The sequence below is a fragment of the Streptomyces sp. NPDC002265 genome, assembly GCF_040296125.1.
GTDB lineage: Bacteria > Actinomycetota > Actinomycetes > Streptomycetales > Streptomycetaceae > Streptomyces.
In genome coordinates, this window is sequence record NZ_JBEOWS010000174.1 from 1 (window position 1) to 19,785 (window position 19,785).

22 protein-coding genes are annotated in these 19,785 nt (G+C 71.4%); 14 read left to right on the forward strand and 8 right to left on the reverse strand.

Features of this window, described 5'->3' with window-relative positions; translation table 11 throughout:
• Window positions 1–146: 146 nt before the first annotated feature.
• The 4 genes from ABT085_RS26995 to ABT085_RS27010 all read right to left on the reverse strand — a co-directional run bounded on the left by ABT085_RS26995 (window position 147) and on the right by ABT085_RS27010 (window position 3,941).
• Complete coding sequence (locus tag ABT085_RS26995; RefSeq protein ID WP_351613065.1) at window positions 147–1,151, reverse strand: COX15/CtaA family protein; 1,005 nt, start codon at window positions 1,149–1,151, stop codon at window positions 147–149.
• 157 nt (window positions 1,152–1,308) lie between these two features.
• The gene (locus ABT085_RS27000) at window positions 1,309–2,085 is read right to left on the reverse strand and encodes an ABC transporter permease (RefSeq protein WP_351613067.1); all 777 of its coding nucleotides are present in this window, start codon (window positions 2,083–2,085) and stop codon (window positions 1,309–1,311) included.
• 88 nt (window positions 2,086–2,173) lie between these two features.
• Complete coding sequence (locus tag ABT085_RS27005) at window positions 2,174–3,097, reverse strand: ABC transporter ATP-binding protein (RefSeq protein WP_351613070.1); 924 nt, start codon at window positions 3,095–3,097, stop codon at window positions 2,174–2,176.
• A 31-nt stretch (window positions 3,098–3,128) separates the two neighbouring features.
• Window positions 3,129–3,941 (reverse strand): AAC(3) family N-acetyltransferase, encoded by an 813-nt coding sequence (locus tag ABT085_RS27010; protein WP_351613073.1) that lies wholly within the window; start codon window positions 3,939–3,941, stop codon window positions 3,129–3,131.
• Between the two features lie 161 nt (window positions 3,942–4,102).
• On the opposite strand from ABT085_RS27010, the gene ABT085_RS27015 reads away from it, so the two are divergent.
• The 8 genes from ABT085_RS27015 to ABT085_RS27050 all read left to right on the forward strand — a co-directional run bounded on the left by ABT085_RS27015 (window position 4,103) and on the right by ABT085_RS27050 (window position 10,770).
• Window positions 4,103–4,873: a helix-turn-helix transcriptional regulator gene (locus ABT085_RS27015; RefSeq protein WP_351613076.1), complete on the forward strand. Its 771-nt coding sequence runs from the start codon at window positions 4,103–4,105 to the stop codon at window positions 4,871–4,873.
• The gene (gene sufB / locus ABT085_RS27020; RefSeq protein ID WP_351613079.1) at window positions 4,870–6,291 is read left to right on the forward strand and encodes a Fe-S cluster assembly protein SufB; all 1,422 of its coding nucleotides are present in this window, start codon (window positions 4,870–4,872) and stop codon (window positions 6,289–6,291) included. The genes ABT085_RS27015 and sufB overlap by 4 nt, the downstream gene beginning before the upstream one ends.
• Before the next feature lie 56 nt (window positions 6,292–6,347).
• Window positions 6,348–7,529, forward strand: a complete 1,182-nt coding sequence (gene sufD, locus ABT085_RS27025) for a Fe-S cluster assembly protein SufD (protein WP_351613082.1) — start codon at window positions 6,348–6,350, stop codon at window positions 7,527–7,529.
• Window positions 7,529–7,849, forward strand: coding sequence for a non-heme iron oxygenase ferredoxin subunit (locus tag ABT085_RS27030; RefSeq protein ID WP_351613085.1), 321 nt, complete (start codon window positions 7,529–7,531; stop codon window positions 7,847–7,849). Before sufD ends, ABT085_RS27030 begins: the two co-directional genes overlap by 1 nt.
• A gap of 7 nt (window positions 7,850–7,856) precedes the next feature.
• Window positions 7,857–8,621 (forward strand): Fe-S cluster assembly ATPase SufC, encoded by a 765-nt coding sequence (sufC, locus tag ABT085_RS27035; RefSeq protein WP_152892993.1) that lies wholly within the window; start codon window positions 7,857–7,859, stop codon window positions 8,619–8,621.
• Window positions 8,618–9,874 carry a cysteine desulfurase gene (locus ABT085_RS27040; protein ID WP_351613089.1) on the forward strand — a complete coding sequence of 419 codons (1,257 nt, stop codon included), beginning with the start codon at window positions 8,618–8,620 and terminating at the stop codon, window positions 9,872–9,874. Before sufC ends, ABT085_RS27040 begins: the two co-directional genes overlap by 4 nt.
• 99 nt (window positions 9,875–9,973) lie before the next feature.
• Window positions 9,974–10,441, forward strand: coding sequence for a Fe-S cluster assembly sulfur transfer protein SufU (gene sufU / locus ABT085_RS27045; protein WP_351613092.1), 468 nt, complete (start codon window positions 9,974–9,976; stop codon window positions 10,439–10,441).
• A complete protein-coding gene (locus tag ABT085_RS27050) occupies window positions 10,438–10,770 on the forward strand; it encodes a metal-sulfur cluster assembly factor (RefSeq protein ID WP_351613095.1) in 333 nt (110 codons plus the stop codon). Before sufU ends, ABT085_RS27050 begins: the two co-directional genes overlap by 4 nt.
• 101 nt (window positions 10,771–10,871) lie before the next feature.
• Here the strand turns inward: ABT085_RS27050 and ABT085_RS27055 are convergent, their stop codons facing one another.
• On the reverse strand, window positions 10,872–11,720 hold the full coding sequence (locus tag ABT085_RS27055) for an AbfB domain-containing protein (RefSeq protein ID WP_351613107.1): 849 nt from the start codon (window positions 11,718–11,720) through the stop codon (window positions 10,872–10,874).
• A 228-nt stretch (window positions 11,721–11,948) separates the two neighbouring features.
• Window positions 11,949–12,569, reverse strand: a complete 621-nt coding sequence (locus ABT085_RS27060; RefSeq protein WP_351613110.1) for an endonuclease/exonuclease/phosphatase family protein — start codon at window positions 12,567–12,569, stop codon at window positions 11,949–11,951.
• A 292-nt stretch (window positions 12,570–12,861) separates the two neighbouring features.
• Between ABT085_RS27060 and dapD the strand changes: the two genes are divergently transcribed.
• Window positions 12,862–13,851 (forward strand): 2,3,4,5-tetrahydropyridine-2,6-dicarboxylate N-succinyltransferase, encoded by a 990-nt coding sequence (gene dapD / locus ABT085_RS27065; RefSeq protein WP_351613113.1) that lies wholly within the window; start codon window positions 12,862–12,864, stop codon window positions 13,849–13,851.
• 495 nt (window positions 13,852–14,346) lie between these two features.
• On the forward strand, window positions 14,347–14,628 hold the full coding sequence (locus tag ABT085_RS27070; protein WP_351613116.1) for a hypothetical protein: 282 nt from the start codon (window positions 14,347–14,349) through the stop codon (window positions 14,626–14,628).
• A 37-nt stretch (window positions 14,629–14,665) separates the two neighbouring features.
• Here ABT085_RS27070 and ABT085_RS27075 read toward each other — a convergent pair whose 3' ends face one another.
• Both ABT085_RS27075 and dapA read right to left on the reverse strand, forming a co-directional pair.
• On the reverse strand, window positions 14,666–15,169 hold the full coding sequence (locus ABT085_RS27075; protein ID WP_351613119.1) for an HAD domain-containing protein: 504 nt from the start codon (window positions 15,167–15,169) through the stop codon (window positions 14,666–14,668).
• Window positions 15,170–15,296: 127 nt separating this feature from the next.
• On the reverse strand, window positions 15,297–16,211 hold the full coding sequence (dapA, locus tag ABT085_RS27080; RefSeq protein WP_351613121.1) for a 4-hydroxy-tetrahydrodipicolinate synthase: 915 nt from the start codon (window positions 16,209–16,211) through the stop codon (window positions 15,297–15,299).
• Window positions 16,212–16,455: 244 nt separating this feature from the next.
• Between dapA and ABT085_RS27085 the strand changes: the two genes are divergently transcribed.
• The 4 genes from ABT085_RS27085 (at window position 16,456) to ABT085_RS27100 (ending at window position 19,739) form a co-directional block, all read left to right on the forward strand.
• Window positions 16,456–16,629, forward strand: a complete 174-nt coding sequence (locus ABT085_RS27085; RefSeq protein ID WP_351613124.1) for a hypothetical protein — start codon at window positions 16,456–16,458, stop codon at window positions 16,627–16,629.
• A complete protein-coding gene (locus ABT085_RS27090; RefSeq protein ID WP_351613127.1) occupies window positions 16,626–17,387 on the forward strand; it encodes a hypothetical protein in 762 nt (253 codons plus the stop codon). The genes ABT085_RS27085 and ABT085_RS27090 overlap by 4 nt, the downstream gene beginning before the upstream one ends.
• A gap of 959 nt (window positions 17,388–18,346) precedes the next feature.
• The gene (locus ABT085_RS27095; RefSeq protein ID WP_351613130.1) at window positions 18,347–18,991 is read left to right on the forward strand and encodes an ArsR/SmtB family transcription factor; all 645 of its coding nucleotides are present in this window, start codon (window positions 18,347–18,349) and stop codon (window positions 18,989–18,991) included.
• Between the two features lie 16 nt (window positions 18,992–19,007).
• Window positions 19,008–19,739: an SRPBCC family protein gene (locus tag ABT085_RS27100; protein ID WP_351613133.1), complete on the forward strand. Its 732-nt coding sequence runs from the start codon at window positions 19,008–19,010 to the stop codon at window positions 19,737–19,739.
• The last annotated feature ends 46 nt before the right edge of the window (window positions 19,740–19,785 follow it).

Here is a 19,785-nt window from a genome sequence, read left to right on the forward strand (position 1 = left end):
GGGGGCTGCGGGTGGGCGGTAGGGGGGGTGCGGGCAGCGCCGGTGGGGTCTCCGCCCGGGGCTGGGGCGCCACCCGGGGGTGCCTCACCCGAACGGGGCTCACGCGCGCGTGCGGTCTTGTCACGTGCGGCCTTGCCGCGTGGGGCCTACGCGGCCGTGGCGACCGTCGCCCCGGCCGTCGGGTCCGGCAGACCCGCCTCCGGCGTACCGGGACGCTCGCGCAGCGACAGCAGCACGCGCAGCACGGCGATCCACACCAGGCCCGAACCCAGCATGTGCAGCGCGACCAGCGCCTCGGGCAGGTTCGTGAAGTACTGGACGTAGCCGATGACCCCCTGGGCGAGCAGCACCAGGAACAGGTCCCGCGTCCGGTCCAGCGGACCCTTGGGGGCGTCCACCGCCTTCAGGACGAACCACAGGGCGAACGTCAGCGTCACCACGATCCAGGCAAGTACGGCGTGCAGCTTGCTGACCGTCTCCCAGTCCAGCGGCATCCGCTCGACCTCGCTGGAGTCGCCCGCGTGCGGACCCGAACCGGTGACCACCGTGCCCACGGCGATCAGCAGCACCGAGGCGGCGACCAGGAACCACACCAGCTGCTGCACCGACTTGCCGACCAGCGGCTTGGGCGCGGCGTCGCCTTCCCGGGTGCGCTGCCACATCACCGTGGCGACCGTGATCAGGGCGGAGGAGAGCAGGAAGTGGGCCGCCACCGTGTACGGGTTGAGGCCGACGAGGACCACCACGCCGCCGAGGACCGCGTTGCCCATCACGACCCAGAACTGGGCCCAGCCCAGCCGGGTCAGGCTGCGCCGGTAGGGCTTCTCGGACCGGGCGGCGACGATCGCCCAGCCGACCGCCGCGCACAGCACGTACGTCAGCATGCGGTTGCCGAACTCGATGGCGCCGTGGAAGCCCATCGCGCTGGTGGCGGTGAGCGAGTCCGCGGTGCACTTGGGCCAGGTCGGGCAGCCGAGCCCGGAGCCGGTGAGGCGCACGGCGCCGCCGGTGACGACGATCACCACCGACATGACGAGCGCGGCCAGGGCGGCCCGGCGGGTCGTGCGGGGTTGCGGGGTCCAGCGTGCGGCGATGAAGGCGAGCGGGTTGCGCGCGGCCGCTACGGCGTCGGTGGGGGTCAGGTTCGGCACGGGTCCATCGTAGGCGGCTGCTTGTGCACGCTTTCACGAGGGTCGCCCGTCGGCCGGGCCGGGACCGGTCCCCGGTGGGGCCGAGGGCCGGGCCGGGACCGGTCACCCGTGCCGGACGGGCGACCCGCGGCCTGCTCCCGGCGGAGGAACCGTCCGGCTACTCCCAGCGGAAGAACCGGCCGGCGGCCGCCAGCCCCACGACCCCCCACGCGGTCAGGATCCCCAGATCGGCCCAGGGCAGCCCGGCCCCGTGCCGGAGCACCTCGCGCAGGCCGTCGGACAGGGCCGAGATCGGCAGCAGCCCGAGCACCTCCCGCACGGCCGGAGGGAACTTCGCCAGCGGGACGATGACCCCGCCGCCGACCAGCAGCAGCAGGAAGACCAGGTTGGCCGCGGCCAGGGTGGCCTCGGCCTTCAGGGTGCCGGCCATCAGCAGGCCGAGGCCCGAGAACGCGGCCGTGCCCAGCACCAGCAGCAGCAGGACGGTGAGCGGGTTGCCCTGCGGCGACCAGCCGAGCGCGAGTGCGATCACCGTCACCAGGAGCACCTGGAGGATCTCGGTGACCAGCACCGAGGCCGTCTTCGCGGTCATCAGGCCCCAGCGCGGCAGCGGCGAGGACGCGAGGCGCTTGAGCACCCCGTAGCGCCGCTCGAAGCCGGTCGCGATGGCCTGGCCGGTGAACGCCGTCGACATCACGGCGAGGGCGAGGATGCCGGGCGCGAGGAAGTCGACGGCCTTGCCCGCGCCGGTGTCCACGATGTCCACGGAGCTGAAGAGCACCAGCAGCAGCGTCGGGATGACGACGGTGAGCAGCAGCTGCTCACCGTTGCGCAGCAGCATCTTCGTCTCCAGCACGGCCTGCGCGGCGATCATGCGGGGGAGACCGGACCCACCCGGCTTCGGGGTGTACGTACCGGGGACGGTCGTCGTCATGACCGCAGCTCCTTGCCCGTGAGCTCCAGGCTGTGCCTTTCCGGGGGACAACCCCCGGACCCCCGGCAGAGGGTGATGCCGAGCGGAATCATGACCGCAGCTCCTTGCCCGTGAGCTCGAGAAAAACGTCTTCGAGGGTATGCCGCTCCACCGAGATCCGGTCCGGCATGACCCCGTGCTGCGCGCACCAGGAGGTGACGGTGGCCAGCAGCTGGGGGTCGACCTTGCCGACCACCCGGTAGGAGCCCGGCGTCAGCTCCGCGGCCGTGCAGTCGGCGGGCAGCGCCTTCAGCAGCGAGGCCACGTCGAGGCCCGGCCGGCCCGTGAAGCGCAGGGTGTTCTCCGCGCCGCCACGGCACAGCTCCTCGGGGGAGCCGTGGGCGATGACCTTGCCCGCGTCGATGACCGCGACATCGTCGGCGAGCTGCTCGGCCTCGTCCATGTGGTGGGTGGTGAGGATCACGCAGACGCCGTCGGAGCGCAGGTCCCGGACCAGGTCCCAGGTGGCCCGGCGGGCCTGGGGGTCGAGGCCGGCGGTCGGCTCGTCCAGGAACACCAGCTCCGGGCGCCCGACGACGGCCATCGCCAGCGCGAGCCGCTGCTGCTGGCCGCCGGAGAGCCGGCGGTAGGTGGTCCGGCCGCAGCTGCCGAGCCCGAGGCGTTCGATGAGCGAGTCCACGTCCAGCGGGTGCGCGTGCAGCTTCGCCACGTGCCGGAGCATCTCGTCGGCCCGCGCCCCCGAGTAGACGCCGCCGGACTGGAGCATCACCCCGATCCGGGGACGCAGCTCGGCGGCCTGCCGTACGGGGTCGAGGCCCAGGACGCGCACCGTGCCGGAGTCCGGCCTCAGATAGCCCTCGCAGGTCTCGACGGTGGTCGTCTTGCCGGCACCGTTGGGGCCGAGCACCGCGGTGACGCCCGCTTCGACCGTGAGGTCGAGGCCGTCCACCGCGGTTTTCGTCCCGTACCGCTTCACCAGGGACCGGACCTGGACGACAGGCTCACTTCGCATGGGACCAGAGTCTAGGTACGCGCCGGACGCCTCAGGCGGGCGGGTCCGCAACCTCCTCCTCACGGGGCCGGTGCAGGGCCAGCCACCGCTGCGCGTAGGCCACCGCGTCCGCCACCGGGAACAGCCGGGCGTCGGCCGCGCCCACCCCGCCCCGTACGACCGGGCGGTCACGCTCGAAGTCGTGGCCCAGCTCGTCGAACCGGTCCGAGGTGATCGACACCTCGGTCGGTTCCTCCCAGCCGGCCGGGCCGGGCCGTCCCACCCGCACCCGCGGGGACGGGATGCGGTACTCGGCGAGATGGAAGCTGGTGCAGGTCCGGTAGCCGGTGCCGAGCAGCAGAACGCGGGCGCCGAGGGCCTCCAGCCGGGCCAGCGGGCTGTGCTCGCCGAGTCGGCAGTCGGGCGCGTGGCCGGCCGTGACGGCGCCCGCGCGCGGGCCGAGCGCGGCGAAGGAGGTGTGCGGGTGCGCGCTGCGGACGGCGCCCGGCCAGGTGCGTACGGTCTCCGGGATCACGCCGACCCCGCGCGAGGGCGTGAGCAGCGGGTCGTACACCGGCATGGACGCCCGGATCGCCGCCCACCATTCCCGGGGCACCGGGGGACCGCTCCACAGCGCGGGGTCGGAGAGGTCGCCGGACTGGGTGGGGACCACCAGGGTGCCGTGCGGACCGAGCGCGTCGACAAGGCCCTGGACGACCGCGACGGCACCTCCGCAGACCCAGCCGAGGGAGCTGAGGGAGGAGTGCAGCAGGAGCGTTTCACCAGGGCGGACGCCGAGCGCGCGGACCTCGGTGGCGACCGTGTCGCGAGTGACGAGAGGGCCGGTCGGAGGGGGTGTCGGCATGGCCGGTGAGTCTGGCGGAAGAGGGGTCCCGGCGCCAGCCGTCTGATCGATCAAAGATCGTTTTCCCAGGTCAGCTTAGGTATGCCTAAGTGATGTAGGGCACCGCGCGGTGGGCAGGGGGCGGCTTGCCTGGCTCCGGCGAATTACGCAACAATGGTGTTGTGAAATACGTCGGCGAGGCTCCCGAGGCAGGGGAGACCCCCACGGGTCCCCCGCAGGAAGAGCACGCGACCGGAGAGCGTTCCACGCGCAACCGGGTCGCGCGGTCGATCCTGGACCACGGCCCCTCGACCGTCGCCGAGCTGGCCGGACGGCTCGGGCTCACCCAGGCGGCGGTACGCCGGCACCTGGACGCGCTGGCCGCCGACGACGTGGTGGAGCCGCGCGAGCAGCGGGTGTACGGGGCGCGCACCCGCGGCCGTCCCGCCAAGGTGTTCGCCCTGACCGACTGCGGCCGCGACGCCTTCGACCAGTCCTACGACAAGCTGGCCGCGGACGCCCTGCGCTGGATCCAGGAGCGGTTCGGCGGGGACGAGGCGGTGGTGGCCTTCGCCCGCGCGAGGTTCGCCGAGCAGGCCGCCGCGTACCGCCAGGCGATCGAGGCCGCCGGCCCCGACGGGCGCACCGAAGCCCTCGCCAGGGCCCTGAGCAGGGACGGGTACGCTGCTACGGCGCGCAGTGCGCCGCTCCCGCAGAAGGGCGAGCAGCTCTGCCAGCACCACTGCCCGGTGGCCCACGTCGCGGAGAAGTTCCCGCAACTGTGCGAGGTGGAGACCGAGATCTTCTCCCAGCTGCTCGGCACGCACGTCCAGCGGCTGGCGACCATCGCGCACGGCGACGGCGTCTGCACGACGTTCATCCCCAAGATTTCCAAGACGCAAGTTCACAGCCACAACGCATCTGCAAGCACGGCCGGGAGGAACCCCGCATGACTCTCCCCACGGAGACTGCCCACCCCGAACTCGAGGGCCTGGGCAAGTACGAATACGGCTGGGCCGACTCCGACACGGCCGGCGCCTCTGCCAAGCGTGGCATCGACGAGGACGTCGTCCGCGACATCTCCGCGAAGAAGAGCGAGCCGGAGTGGATGACCAAGCTCCGCCTCAAGGGCCTGCGCCTCTTCGAGAAGAAGCCGATGCCGAACTGGGGCTCGGACCTGTCGGGCATCGACTTCGACAACATCAAGTACTTCGTGCGCTCCACCGAGAAGCAGGCGGAGTCCTGGGAGGACCTGCCCGAGGACATCAAGAACACGTACGACAAGCTCGGCATCCCGGAGGCGGAGAAGCAGCGCCTCGTCGCCGGTGTCGCGGCCCAGTACGAGTCCGAGGTCGTCTACCACCAGATCCGCGAGGACCTGGAGGAGCAGGGCGTCATCTTCCTGGACACCGACACCGCTCTCAAGGAGCACCCGGAGCTCTTCAAGGAGTACTTCGGCACCGTCATCCCCGTCGGTGACAACAAGTTCGCCTCGCTGAACACCGCCGTGTGGTCGGGCGGCTCCTTCATCTACGTCCCGCCGGGCGTCCACGTGGAGATCCCGCTCCAGGCCTACTTCCGTATCAACACGGAGAACATGGGCCAGTTCGAGCGGACCCTGATCATCGTCGACGAGGGTGCCTACGTGCACTACGTCGAGGGCTGCACCGCCCCGATCTACAAGTCGGACTCGCTGCACAGCGCGGTCGTCGAGATCATCGTCAAGAAGAACGCCCGCTGCCGCTACACGACCATCCAGAACTGGTCGAACAACGTCTACAACCTGGTCACCAAGCGCGCCGTGGCGTACGAGGGCGCGACCATGGAGTGGATCGACGGCAACATCGGCTCCAAGGTGACGATGAAGTACCCGGCCGTCTACCTGATGGGCGAGCACGCCAAGGGCGAGACCCTCTCCATCGCCTTCGCGGGCGAGGGCCAGCACCAGGACGCCGGCTCCAAGATGGTCCACATGGCGCCGAACACCTCCTCCAACATCGTCTCCAAGTCGGTGGCGCGCGGCGGCGGCCGTACCTCCTACCGCGGTCTGGTCGAGATCGGCGAAGGCGCCCACGGCTCGAAGTCCAACGTGCTGTGCGACGCGCTGCTCGTCGACACCATCTCCCGCTCCGACACGTACCCCTACGTGGACGTGCGCGAGGACGACGTGTCCATGGGCCACGAGGCGACCGTCTCCAAGGTCTCCGAGGACCAGCTCTTCTACCTGATGAGCCGCGGTCTGAGCGAGTTCGAGGCGATGGCGATGATCGTGCGCGGCTTCGTCGAGCCGATCGCCAAGGAGCTGCCCATGGAGTACGCCCTCGAACTCAACCGGCTGATCGAGCTCCAGATGGAAGGCGCGGTCGGCTAAGCACCGCCCGCCGTTCGTCAAGCCACTCACGTAAGAAAGCGAGCAGACCGACAGCCATGGCTGAGGCTCAGAACATCCCCGTGGGCTCCACCACCGCGGGCCAGATCGCGGTGGCCGCCGAGTCGACCGTCGCCACCCGCATGAGCGCGCCCCCGTCCTTCGACGTGGCGGACTTCCCCGTCCCCCACGGCCGCGAGGAGGAGTGGCGGTTCACCCCGCTGGAGCGCCTGCGCGGGCTGCACGACGGCACCGCGGTCGCCACCGGCGACGGCGTGAAGGTGGACGTACAGGCCCCCGAGGGCGTCGTCGTCGAGACCGTCGGCCGTGACGACGCCCGGCTCGGCCGGGCGGGCACCCCGGTGGACCGGGTCGCCGCGCAGGCCTGGTCGGCGTTCGAGAAGGCCGGGGTCGTCACCGTCCCCAAGGAGACCGTGCTCACCGAGCCGATCCGGATCGCCGTGCACGGCGAGGGCGGTGTCGCCTACGGCCACCAGGTCGTCGAGCTCGGCGCCTTCGCCGAGGCCGTCGTCGTCATCGACCACACCGGTGACGCCGTGCTCGCCGCCAACGTGGACTTCGTCCTGGGCGACGGCGCCAAGCTGACCGTCGTCTCCGTCCAGGACTGGGACGACACGGCCGTGCACGTCGGCCAGCACAACGCGCTGATCGGCCGCGACGCCACCTTCAAGTCGTTCGTCGTCACCTTCGGCGGCGACCTCGTACGCCTCCACCCGCGGGTCGCCTACGCGGGCACCGGCGGCGAGGCCGAGCTGTTCGGCCTGTACTTCACGGACGCCGGCCAGCACCAGGAGCACCGCCTGCTGGTCGACCACAACACCCCGCACTGCAAGTCCAACGTGATGTACAAGGGCGCGCTCCAGGGCGAGGGCGCGCACGCGGTGTGGATCGGCGACGTCCTCATCGAGGCCAAGGCCGAGGGCACGGACACCTACGAGATGAACCGCAACCTGGTTCTGACCGACGGCGCCCGCGTCGACTCCGTGCCGAACCTGGAGATCGAGACCGGCGAGATCGTCGGCGCCGGGCACGCCAGCGCCACCGGCCGCTTCGACGACGAGCAGCTCTTCTACCTGATGGCCCGCGGCATCCCCGCCGACGAGGCCCGCCGCCTGGTGGTCCGTGGCTTCTTCGCCGGACTGGTCCAGCAGATCGGCGTCGACGACATCGAAGAGCGCCTCCTCGTGAAGATCGACGAGGAGCTGGAGGCGTCGGTCTGATGACGTCGTTCCTGCGCGCCTGTGGGCTGAGCGAGCTGGAGGAGGACACCCCGAAACGGGTGGAACTCGACGGCACGCCGGTCTCGGTCGTGAAGACCGAGGGGGAGGTGTTCGCCATCCACGACATCTGCTCGCACGCGAACGTCTCGCTCTCCGAGGGCGAGGTGGAGGACTGCCAGATCGAGTGCTGGCTGCACGGCTCCGCCTTCGACCTGCGCACCGGCAAGCCGTCCGGCCTTCCCGCGACGCGCCCCGTCCCCGTATACCCCGTAAAGATCGAAGGGGACGACGTACTCGTCTCCCTCACCCAGGAGTCCTGAGGCACCCATGGCAACGCTTGAAATCCGAGACCTGCACGTCACCGTCGAGGCCGACAACGCCACGAAGGAGATCCTCAAGGGCGTCGACCTCACCGTGAAGCAGGGCGAGACGCACGCCATCATGGGCCCCAACGGCTCCGGCAAGTCGACCCTCGCCTACTCCCTCGCGGGTCACCCGAAGTACACGGTCACCGGCGGCACCGTCACCCTCGACGGTGAGGACGTCCTGGAGATGTCCGTCGACGAGCGCGCCCGCGCCGGCCTGTTCCTGGCCATGCAGTACCCGGTCGAGGTCCCCGGCGTCTCGGTCTCCAACTTCCTGCGCACCTCCGCCACCGCGATCCGCGGCGAGGCCCCCAAGCTGCGCACCTGGGTCAAGGAGGTCAAGGAGACCATGGAGCGCCTCTCCATGGACCCCTCCTTCGCCGAGCGCAACGTCAACGAGGGCTTCTCCGGCGGTGAGAAGAAGCGCCACGAGATCCTTCAGCTGGAGCTGCTCAAGCCGAAGATGGCGATCCTCGACGAGACCGACTCCGGTCTGGACGTCGACGCCCTGCGCATCGTCTCCGAGGGCGTCAACCGCGTCCGCGAGACCGGCGAGGTGGGCACCCTGCTCATCACCCACTACACGCGCATCCTGCGCTACATCAAGCCCGACTTCGTCCACGTCTTCTCCGGCGGCCGCATCGTCGAGTCCGGCGGCGCCGAGCTCGCCGACAAGCTGGAGAACGAGGGCTACGAGGCCTACACGAAGGGTGGCGTATCCGCGTGACGCAGTTGCCGGGCCTCCTCGACACCGAGGCGATCCGCAAGGACTTCCCCATCCTGGACCGTCAGGTCCACGACGGTAAGAAGATCGTGTACCTGGACAACGCGGCGACCTCGCAGAAGCCGCGCCAGGTGCTGGACGCCCTGAGCGAGTACTACGAGCGCTACAACGCCAACGTCCACCGCGGTGTGCATGTGCTCGCCGAGGAGGCCACGGCGCTGTACGAGGGCGCTCGCGACAAGGTGGCGGAGTTCATCAACGCGCCGAGCCGCGACGAGGTGATCTTCACCAAGAACGCCTCCGAGTCCCTCAACCTCGTGGCGAACATGCTGGGCTGGGCCGACGAGCCCTACCGCGTGGACCACGAGACCGAGATCGTCATCACCGAGATGGAGCACCACTCCAACATCGTTCCGTGGCAGCTGCTGGCGCAGCGCACCGGCGCGAAGCTGAAGTGGTTCGGCCTGACCGACGACGGCCGGCTCGACCTGTCCAACATCGACGAGATCATCACCGAGAAGACGAAGATCGTCTCCTTCGTGCTGGTGTCGAACATCCTGGGCACGGTCAACCCGGTCGAGGCGATAGTGCGCCGCGCGCAGGAGGTCGGCGCGCTGGTCTGCATCGACGCCTCGCAGGCGGCACCGCACATGCCGCTGGACGTACAGGCCCTCCAGGCCGACTTCGTGGCCTTCACCGGCCACAAGATGTGCGCTCCGACGGGCATCGGGGTGCTGTGGGGACGCCAGGAGCTCCTGGAGGACCTGCCCCCCTTCCTCGGCGGCGGCGAGATGATCGAGACGGTGTCGATGCACTCGTCGACGTACGCCCCGGCGCCCCACAAGTTCGAGGCGGGCACCCCGCCGATCGCCCAGGCGGTCGGCCTGGGCGCGGCGGTCGACTACCTGTCGGCCATCGGCATGGACAAGATCCTCGCGCACGAGCACGCGCTCACCGAGTACGCGGTGCGCCGGCTGTCCGAGGTGCCGGAGCTGAAGATCATCGGCCCGACGACGGCCGAGGACCGCGGCGCGGCGATCTCGTTCACGCTCGGCGACATCCACCCGCACGACGTGGGCCAGGTCCTCGACGAGCAGGGCATCGCGGTCCGGGTCGGCCACCACTGCGCCCGCCCGGTCTGCCTGCGCTACGGAATTCCCGCGACCACGCGAGCGTCGTTCTATCTGTACTCCACTCCGGCCGAGATCGACGCTCTGGTCGAAGGCCTGGAGCACGTACGGAACTTCTTCGGCTGAGGGGCGTGCTGACAACGTGCTGTGCTACCCCGGGGGGCGACCCCCGGACCCCCGGCCGGAAGGCCATGTAACGGACGCTGGGATGCGAGGTTTGCCGCAGTGAAGCTGGACTCGATGTACCAGGAAGTCATCCTGGACCACTACAAGCACCCGCACGGGCGTGGTCTGAGGGATGGCGACGCCGAGGTGCACCACGTGAACCCGACGTGCGGTGACGAGATCACTCTGCGGGTGAAGTACGACGGCACGACGATCAGCGACGTCTCGTACGAGGGGCAGGGCTGCTCGATCAGCCAGGCCTCGGCGTCCGTGCTGAACGACCTCCTCGTCGGCAAGGAGCTGGCCGACGCGCAGCGGATCCAGGAGACGTTCCTGGAGCTGATGCAGTCCAAGGGCCGTATCGAGCCCGACGACGTGATGGAGGAGGTGCTGGAGGACGCGGTCGCGTTCGCCGGTGTCTCCAAGTACCCGGCCCGGGTCAAGTGCGCCCTCCTGAGCTGGATGGCGTGGAAGGACGCGACGGCCCAGGTACTGGGCGGGGCCGACGCCGAAAGGAAGACGGCATGAGCGAGACCGTTGAGATGAAGCCCGCCTCGGAAGAGGAAGTCCGTGAGGCGCTGTACGACGTCGTCGACCCCGAGCTGGGCATCGACGTCGTCAACCTGGGCCTGATCTACGGCATCCACATCGACGACGCGAACATCGCGACGATCGACATGACGCTGACCTCGGCGGCCTGCCCGCTGACGGACGTGATCGAGGACCAGGCCAAGTCCGCCACGGACGGCCTGGTGAGCGAGCTGCGCATCAACTGGGTGTGGATGCCGCCGTGGGGCCCCGACAAGATCACCGACGACGGTCGCGAGCAGCTCAGGGCGCTGGGCTTCAACGTCTGAGCCCGCACCCGCCGAGCTGCGGCGGACCTGCGGTGGACCCGCACAGTGGCCCCCGGCCTTCCGGCCGGGGGCCACTGGCGTTGCCGCGGTCGCCGCCGCTGTCAGCTCGGACCGGCCACCAGCCGGAACGTCGCGTCGGCGCGGTAGAGGTCGCTGTTCTGGTACGGGTCCAGACGCAGCTGGAAGTTCTTGTGGCGCAGGAACCGGCCCGGGTAGTTGACCGCCTCCAGCATCACCGCGCCGGACGCCACGGACGACGTCCGCGGGCAGAAGGTGGCGTCCTTGCGGAAGAGGGACGAGCCGTCGTCGGGCTCGGCGCGCAGGACGAAGTCCCGGTGGCGCAGATAGCCGCCGTCGGCCGTGGCGAAGGAGTAACAGGACGCGTCGGCAAGGCCGTCGACCCGCCGGAAGGCGGCACCCTGGCGAGGCGAGGGCGAGCCGACCTGATCGAGCTTCACCAGGCCGCCGCTCATCTGCCAGTAGCGGTCGGGGTAGTTGACCGAGCGGACGGCCGTCCAGGCCGCCGACGGCGCGGGCGTGGCGGGCGAACCGCCGCTGGAACCGGCGGACTCGGCCGGCTTCGCGGAGGCCGCGGGGCTCGTGCCGTCGGCCGCCGGACCGGTGGGCGTGGATGTCGCGGACGTGGACCCGGCCGTCGTCGACGGGGTGCCCGTCCCGCCGGGCGTCCCGGAGCCGGAGGCGGACGGTGTCGCGAAGGAGATCAGGCCCGGCACCGTCGCCTCGCTTCCCGGCAGGGCACTCTTCGTCCTGGCTGACGCGTCGTCCGTTTCCTTGTGGGGCACGGTGATCGCGACGACACAGCCGACGACGGTGGATATCGCGAGAGCGCCGGCCAGCCACAGGCGGCGCGTTCCCGGGGCCCGGCTGGTGTCCGGGGCCCAGCCGTTCTCCCAGGGGCGCTGGGAGGGCGGGGACTTGTCTTCTGGCATGCGTGGTTCCTCCGCCGGCGCCCGGGGCGACGGCTGTGACCGTGGTGATGGTGGGGGGTTGAAGCGGTGAAAGAGTAGTGGAGGCAAGGGAGTTCGGACACCAATTTCAGTGAGCGGTTTCTATGAGACACGGCGGCGACGGGTCACGGCGGCGACGGCTCACCGCGACGACGGCTCACCGGGACGGGCCGGATCCGGTGGCGCCGGGCCGCCACCGGTTCCTCGGGGTCAGGGGGTGATCCGCACGACCTGCGGGTCGTGGTCGCTGGTCTGGTCCGGGAACTCGCTGTCGATGTGCACGATGTCGTAGTCGTGCGCCGTGATCGACGAGCTGACCAGGGTGTGGTCGAGCACCTGCGAGTTTCCGTCGTAGACGTAGGTGTACTGCTGAGCGGCCGGCAGGGTGTCCACCAGGTCGGTCAGCACCCCGCCCTCCAGGTTGGAGACCGCGGTGGAGAACCGGTAGTCGTTCAGGTCGCCGAGCACGACCACGTTCGCGTCCGACTGGGCGGCGAGGACCGAGTCCACGAAGGAGTTCACCACCGGGCCCTGGCTGTTGCGCCGGGTCTCGGAGGGCCGGGCCGGCGCCTGGTACTGGCTGTGCAGCGAGTAGTCGCCGCCCTTCGACACGAAGTGGTTGGCGATCACGAAGTACTTCTCGCCGTTGAAGGTGAACTCCGCCGCCAGCGGCTTGCGGCCGGCCGACCAGGCGGAGTCGGTGGGCGCGATGCGGCCCGGGTTGTACGTGAGCTGCGCGACCCCGCCGCTCGTCGTCACCGTCTCGGCGGTGGTCGCCGTGGCGCTGCCGCGCGAAGTGAAGCCCACCCGGGCGGAGTTGTACAGGAACACCTGGCGGATGTCGCCGCCGGTCTCCCCGCCGTCCGCGTCGTTCGCCGGGTTGATCTGGGTGTACGAGTAGGCCGGGCCGCCCGCCGTCCTGATCGCCGAGATCAGGGTGGACAGGGTCGTGGTCGCCGAGACGGTGCCGTCGTCCGTCGCCCCACGGTCGCCGTCGGGAACGCCGACGACAGCAGGGTGCTGATCTGCACCCGGCCGGAGTTCCCGCGGCGTCGCCGCCCGCCACCTGAGACGGCCCGCGGCTGGTTGGCCTCCCGGCCCCCCGGCCGGTTAGGTTTCCCTCATGACCGAAACGACTGCTCCTCGCACCACCGGCGCCGTGGCCGCCGGGCTCGCCACCGTCGCCGCCGACGGCACCGTTCTCGACACCTGGTTCCCCGCGCCCGAGCTGTCCGCCGCACCGGGCCCCGCCGGCACCGAGCGGCTCGACGACGAGCGCACCCGCGAGCTGCTCGGTGAGCACGGTGTCGCCGCCCTCGGCAAGGACGAGGTGCGCGGTGTGGAGATTGTCGCGGTCCGTACGGTCATCTCCTCGCTCGACGACAAGCCGCTCGACACGCACGACGTCTACCTGCGTCTGCACCTGCTCTCGCACCGGTTGGTCAAGCCGAACGAGCAGAACCTGGACGGCATCTTCGGCTTCCTCGCCAACGTCGCCTGGACCTCGCTCGGCCCGGTCGCCGTGGACACCCTGGAGACCGTGCGTCTGGCCGCCCGTGCGCGCGGCCTGCACCTCGGCGTCTTCGGCGTGGACAAGTTCCCGCGCATGACCGACTACGTGGCCCCGGCCGGCGTCCGGATCGCCGACGCCGACCGCGTCCGCCTCGGCGCCCACCTCGCGGCCGGCACCACCGTGATGCACGAGGGCTTCGTCAACTTCAACGCCGGCACCCTGGGCACCTCCATGGTCGAGGGCCGTATCTCGCAGGGCGTCGTCGTCGGCGACGGCTCGGACATCGGTGGCGGCGCCTCCACCATGGGCACCCTCTCCGGCGGCGGCAAGCAGCGCGTCGCCATCGGCGAGCGCTCCCTGGTCGGCGCCGAGGCCGGTGTCGGCATCGCCCTCGGCGACGACTGCGTGGTCGAGGCGGGCCTGTACCTCACCGCCGGCACCCGCGTCACGCTGCCCGACGGCTCGGTCGTCAAGGCCCGTGAGCTGTCCGGCGCCTCCAACATCCTCTTCCGCCGCAACTCGGTCACCGGCACGGTCGAGGGCCGCCCGAACAACGCGGAGTGGGGCGGCCTGAACGAGGTCCTGCACAGCCACAACTGACCCCCGACGGCCGTGACCTGCGGCCGCCTCATCGATCAACGCCCTGACCTGCTGCCGAGCTGTCGGCACCCGTCGACGTCGGTCACCATCGAGCACCCTTCCACGGCCCCGGCACGGCCCGGGAGGGCGCTCGCGCGTGAGCACCGCAGCGTTGTCACGCAGTCGGGCACTCACCGCTCGGCGGCCGACCGCGGGCAGTCCGGTTGTCAGTGCCTGCGTCTATGGCCTCAAGCGCGCGGTCGGCTTCCGGGGGTTCCAGCTCTGCAGGAATGGTTGCATCCCTCGTCTGCCTGGGGGTGGCCCGGAGACTCGGCCGGGACCTGACCGGCGACCGGGCTTCGTCGATGGCCAAGCAGTGACCTGCCGGCGCCGACCGCGCACCGATCTTGTCCGTGCCGATGCGCGCGGATGATCGGCGGGTGGCTTCTCGCTTGCGGCCCCTCCCGAATGGTCCTGACCGTCGCTGGACGAGACGGAAACTGAGACGGTGCTCCCATGAGCGAGACACCAGACCCCGGCAACCCGAACGGCATCCAGGTGGGCGACATCTACGAGGACTGCTCGTTCCATCCGGTGCTGTGCACCGCGGTTGACGAGGTGGCGGGCATCGTCCTCAGCGGTGTCTCCCTCATCGACGGCAGCTTTCCCCGCTCCTGCGACGCCTTGCACTGCGGGCCCATCCGCATCCGTGTCGAGGACGTCATGACCATCAAGCAGGACCTGGAGGGCTACGCCCGCCGGCGGAAGGAAGAGCTGCGGGCCAGGGGCGACATCTGATCCCCGGCTGATCAACGCACCCGCGCGAGCGCCTTCTTCACTTCGGCAGGTCTGCCGCGAAGCGGGCCAGTGTCGCGAAGTCGTCAGGCCGCAGGCCGATGCGTGGGTCGACGTGGTGCAGCAGTGCGGGGCCGTGATGGTGGGCGGTCACGTACGCGTCGTCGGCCTGGCTCTGCTCGTCGTCCACCCAGGCGAAGGGGCGGTCCCCGGCGTACGCCACGATCGCCTCGGTCTTCCAGTGCACCCCGTCGGGCCGCTCCGCGAACAGCCCGGCGCCGAAGTCGACGTACGGCAGTGCGGGCAGTCCGATGACCGGCGCGATCCAGCGGTTCGCCTCGTCCATCCAGGTCGTGGCCCAGCACAGCTCGAACGGCAGGGCGAGCAGCGCCGCGCCGTGCTCCGGATTCAGCCAGACCCGCAGCGGCGTGCCCGGCCGTACGGCGGCCCGGATCGTCGTGTAACCGGCGGGCCGCCGCTCCGCCTTCGCCGCGTACGGGTTGAGCGGGCCGTCGACGTCGAGGAAGAGCAGAGGGCGGCGCATCCGGTCACCGTACGGCAGCGGGGGTGTGGGGCGCGCGACCGTTTTCGACGGGGGCGGACCTCGGACTCGTACCCCCGGACGGGCCCTGGCCGGGCACCGGTCCGGCGGATCGTGAGCCGTCGGCAAGTCAGTGTGCGGGGTGGCCGTCCACGAGGTGGCGGTACCGGGTCAGCAGTCCGTCGACCGCCTCGCGGCTCGCGGGTCGCAGCGGTGCGCGGACCGGGCCGGCGGGCCGGCCGAGGGCGCCCAGGAGTCCCTTGGCGGTGACGGCGCCGGGCAGGTCCGAGGCCATCATCGACTCGATGAGGGGGACGGCCTGTCGCTGGAGCCGGGCCGCCCCGTCCGTGTCGCCCGCGTCGAACGCGTCCAGTACCGAACGCAGGTGGCGCGGGACGACGTTCGCGACCGTGCTGACGTATCCGGCGGCGCCCACCGCGTACAGGGCGAGGTTGTGTTCGTCGCAGCCCGCGTAGTACGCCAGGTCCGTGCGGGCCAGCACCTTCTGGGTGCCGAGGAAGTCGTACGAGCAGTCCTTGACCGCGACGATCCGCGGGTGTGCGGCGAGACGGATCATCGTGTCGGGCTCGATACGGGTGCCGGTGCGGCCGGGGATGTCGTACAGCACGACCGGCAGGCCGACGGCGTCCGCCACCTGTCTGAAGTGTTCCTCGACCGCGTCCTGCGGGGGCCTGCTGTAGTAGGGGGTGACCACCAGCACCGCGTCCGCGCCGGCCTTCTCCGCCGCCCGGGCGAGTTCCACGGTGTGCCGGGTGTCGGAGGTGCCCACACCGGCGAGCAGCGGCACCCGGTCGCCCACCGCCGCCCGGACGGCTCCGATCAGCGCCGCCTTCTCGGCGTCCGTCGTGGTCGGCGACTCGCCCGTGGTGCCGGACAGGACGAGCCCGTCGCAGCCCTCCGCCACCAGGTGTCCGGCCAGCCGCTGCGCACCGTCGAGGTCGAGCGCGCCCGCCTCGGTGAACGGCGTGATCATGGCGCAGAGGGCGCGGCCGAAGGGAGGGGCGGAGGAACCGGTGTGCGTCATGGGATCAGTCTCGGCAGGACGATCGTGTAGATCCACTTAATTCTTCTGCGAGGTATTGGTAAGGATTGCTGAGAGGTAGAGGGGGCGAGCGGCGCCGACCTCCTCGTCCCGCCGCCTCGCCGTTGCGCCCGGGTGCCCGGCGGCGGGCGCGGCCGGCTCGGCTGGGTGAGGCACTGTGTCCCCTTCGGGCCTTCATGGGCCACTATGGCCATGACGGTCACAGAACCCTGTCATGGGAGGCGTCATGAAACTCGGCAAGGCACTCGCCACCGGTGTCGCGCAGGAGCAGCCGCAGATCCGCCCGGACGAAGTCGAACTCCCCCGCGAGGCAGTGGACGTGGAAGCCGCCGCCACCGCCCCCGCTTCCGCCACCCCCGTGTCCGCGCCCGCGCCCGAAGAGGTGTCGGCCGCCCGATGAGGCTGCGGCTTCCGGCGGAACGTCCGACGGAGGCGCCGACCGGATTCAAGATCGCCCACCCGGTGCTGTCCCAGGACGGCACCCGGGCCGGGTTCACCGGTGTGTCGCTCGGCGGCGTGCTGCCGTACGCGGTCGTGGCCGACGCGTCCTGCGCCTACGGACTGCGGCACCGGGCGCCGCACCGGCGCTGCGACTGCGGCTTCCACTGCGTGCACGACCGTACGACGGCGGAGGCGCTGCTGTGCACGGCCGAGCACCGGGCGGCCGTGCTGCTGGAGGTCTCGGTGCTGGGCGCCTACATCCGCTTCGAGCGCGGCTTCCGCTACGCCCGCCAGCGGGTGCGCGTCGCGACGGTCGGGCCGTGCGTCTGCGGTACGACCGCGGCCGCGCTCGCCGACGCCGGGTGGGGCAGGCCCGGCTGGTCCGCCCTGGCGCCCGCCTGCGCGGCCTGTGTGCGCGGCCGTACGTCCTTGTCGCTCGCGGCGTTCGCCCGGCTGGCCGGGGACGGACTGCGGGTCGTGGCGGGCGGCGGCGGCCCCTGGGCCGGCGCGGGGACCGGCGGCCCGGCATCCGCGGCGGGCCACGGCACCCCGGCCGGTCCCGATGTGCGCGACGGCGCCGGACCCGCGGTGCGCGCGGACCTCGGTGTGCCCGAACTCGTCGCCGAGGCGGCCCTGTTGCAAGCCCGCCTGGACTGGTTCCAGACCCAGCTGGCCCGGCTGGGCGAGCCGGGGTCCGACGGAGCGGCACGGGAGTAGGGCGGGGTGGCACGGGTGGCGCAGGGGCGCTGCGGACCGGTCCGGGGCGACCGGGCCGGATCCCGGGGCGAGCCGTCACGCCGGTCCTGGGTACCCGAGGCGAAGTGGCCCCGGGAGGGAGCCGGAGCGAGGCGACCGGGCCGGGGAGGCCAGGGAGACGGGGGCGCACAGGGAGAGGTGCCTCGATGACGACGCGCAGGGCGAGACGCAGGGCGACGCAAGGCCCGGCCGGGAATGGGGCCGGGACCGGAGTCGACGCCTGGGCCGGCGGGGTCGCCGTGCCGTGCCGCCGGGTACGCCGGGTGCGGCGGGCCGGAGGCCGGTTCGGGCGCTTCCTGCGGGAGGCGGTGGCGAGGGCGGACGTCAGGGGCCGGGCCGGGGCGCGTGCCGCCGACCTCGGGGACCGGGCCGGTGCGCTGACCGTCCAGTTGCGCGGCGGTGCCGTCGAGGCCGGGCAGGGCGTGCGCGGCGCCGTGGTGGGCGCGGGGCGCGGCACGCGGGATGCGGTCGCGCGCGCGGGGCACAGTCTCCGGGACACGGGGACCCGGGCGGGCCGTTCGGCGGAGCATGTGCTCCCGGTGCCGTTGGGTACCGCGACGCGGGCCGGACCGCGGCACCCCCTGCCGGTGCTGATCGCCGGTGCGGCGGGGGCCGCGACCGTCACGGCCGCGGTGTCGCGGCGACTGCGGGAACGGTGCCCACGGCAACGGGGGTCACGGCGACAGAGCACACAAAAGCAGAGCGCGCAGTGGGCAAGGAAGCGGAGCGCGCGAAAGCGGAGCGCACGGCACGATTGACTTCAGTGGATTAGGTGATTCCGGTGACCTCGGTGACTTCAGCGGGGTCACGGCGCCACTGCGCGCGGCGACGGCACTCGCGCGGCGGGTGACTGCGGGACGCACCCCACCGAACAATCCACTCTCATGGACAGAAAAACTGTTCGGTGAGAGGCTGGACGCATGTTGGACGTCACCGTGATCGAGGACTCCGAGGCCGCAGCCGTCTCCCTGGATCCCATCAGGGCCAGGCTGCTCGCCGAACTGGCCGCGGGCCCCGCCTCGGCCACCATGCTGGCCGGCCAGGTCGGGCTGCCCAGGCAGAAGGTGAACTACCACCTCAAGGCCCTGGAGCGGCACGGCCTGGTGGAGCTGGCCGGCGAGCGCCGCAAGGGCAACGTCACCGAGCGGCTGATGCGCGCGACGGCGGCGTCGTACGTGATCTCGCCGCTCGCGCTCGCCGCCGTGCAGCCGGATCCGGACCGCTTCCGCGACCAGTTCTCCGCGCGCTGGCTGCTGGCCCTCGGCGCCCGGCTGGTCCGCGACGTCGGCTCGCTGATCACCGGCGCCGCGCGGGCGCGCAAACGGCTGGCGACCTACGCGCTGGACGGCGAGGTGCGCTTCGCATCCGCCGCCGATCGGGCAGCGTTCGTCGAGGAGCTCACGGCGGGGGTCAGCGCCCTGATCCGCAAGTACGACGCTCCGGAGGCCGAGGGCGGCCGTGATCACCGGATCGTGGTGGCCCTCCATCCCACGCTCAAGGACCCGCGGTCCGTCGCCGAGACCGAAGCCCGGCCCTCCGCCGCCCCACCGGAACTCGACCAGTAGGAGCCAGGAGCCAGTCATGTCCAAGGAATTCGAGATCGTCCGCGAGTTCGAGGTCGACGCCACGCCGGAGGAGGTGTGGGAAGCCATCACGCATGGCACCGGCGGCTGGCTGTGGCCGATGGAGTTCGACGGCGAGAGCGGCATCGGCCCCTTCGGGTCCACGCTCACGAACTGGGATCCGCCGCACCGCCTCACCTCGCGCACCGAGGACGTCCGCTTCCCGACCCAGAGCCTGAACCAGCTCGACCACACCATCGAGCCGCGCGACGGCGGACGGCGGGCCTGGGTGCGGTACGTGCACAGCGGGATCTTCACCGACGACTGGGACAACCAGTACGACGGCGCGAGCAAGCACACCGACTTCTATCTGCACACCCTGCGCGAGTACCTGACGCACTTCGCGGGCCGCCCGGTCGCCTTCGCGACGCTCCACGGGCCAGGCGCGTCCACGGCCGCCGACGCGTTCGACGCCGTGGGGCGGGCCCTCGGCCTCGCCGACGACACGGCGCAGGGTGCGCGGGTGACGGTCCGGGGACCGGCCGGGCGGGAGCTGGACGCCGTGGTCGACTACCGCAACCCGTACTTCCTGGGGCTGCGCACGGACGGCGCGCTGCTCCGCTTCTTCGGGCGCAACCACTGGGGCGCGCCGGTCGGCATCTCCGTCCACGACTTCACGCCGGGCGCCGACGCCAAGGCGGACGAGAGCGCCTGGCAGGACTGGCTCGACGGAGTGTTCGCCCGGTCCTGAGCGGCAGCCCTCGCGGACCGCGGACCACGGCCGGACCCGCCCGGGG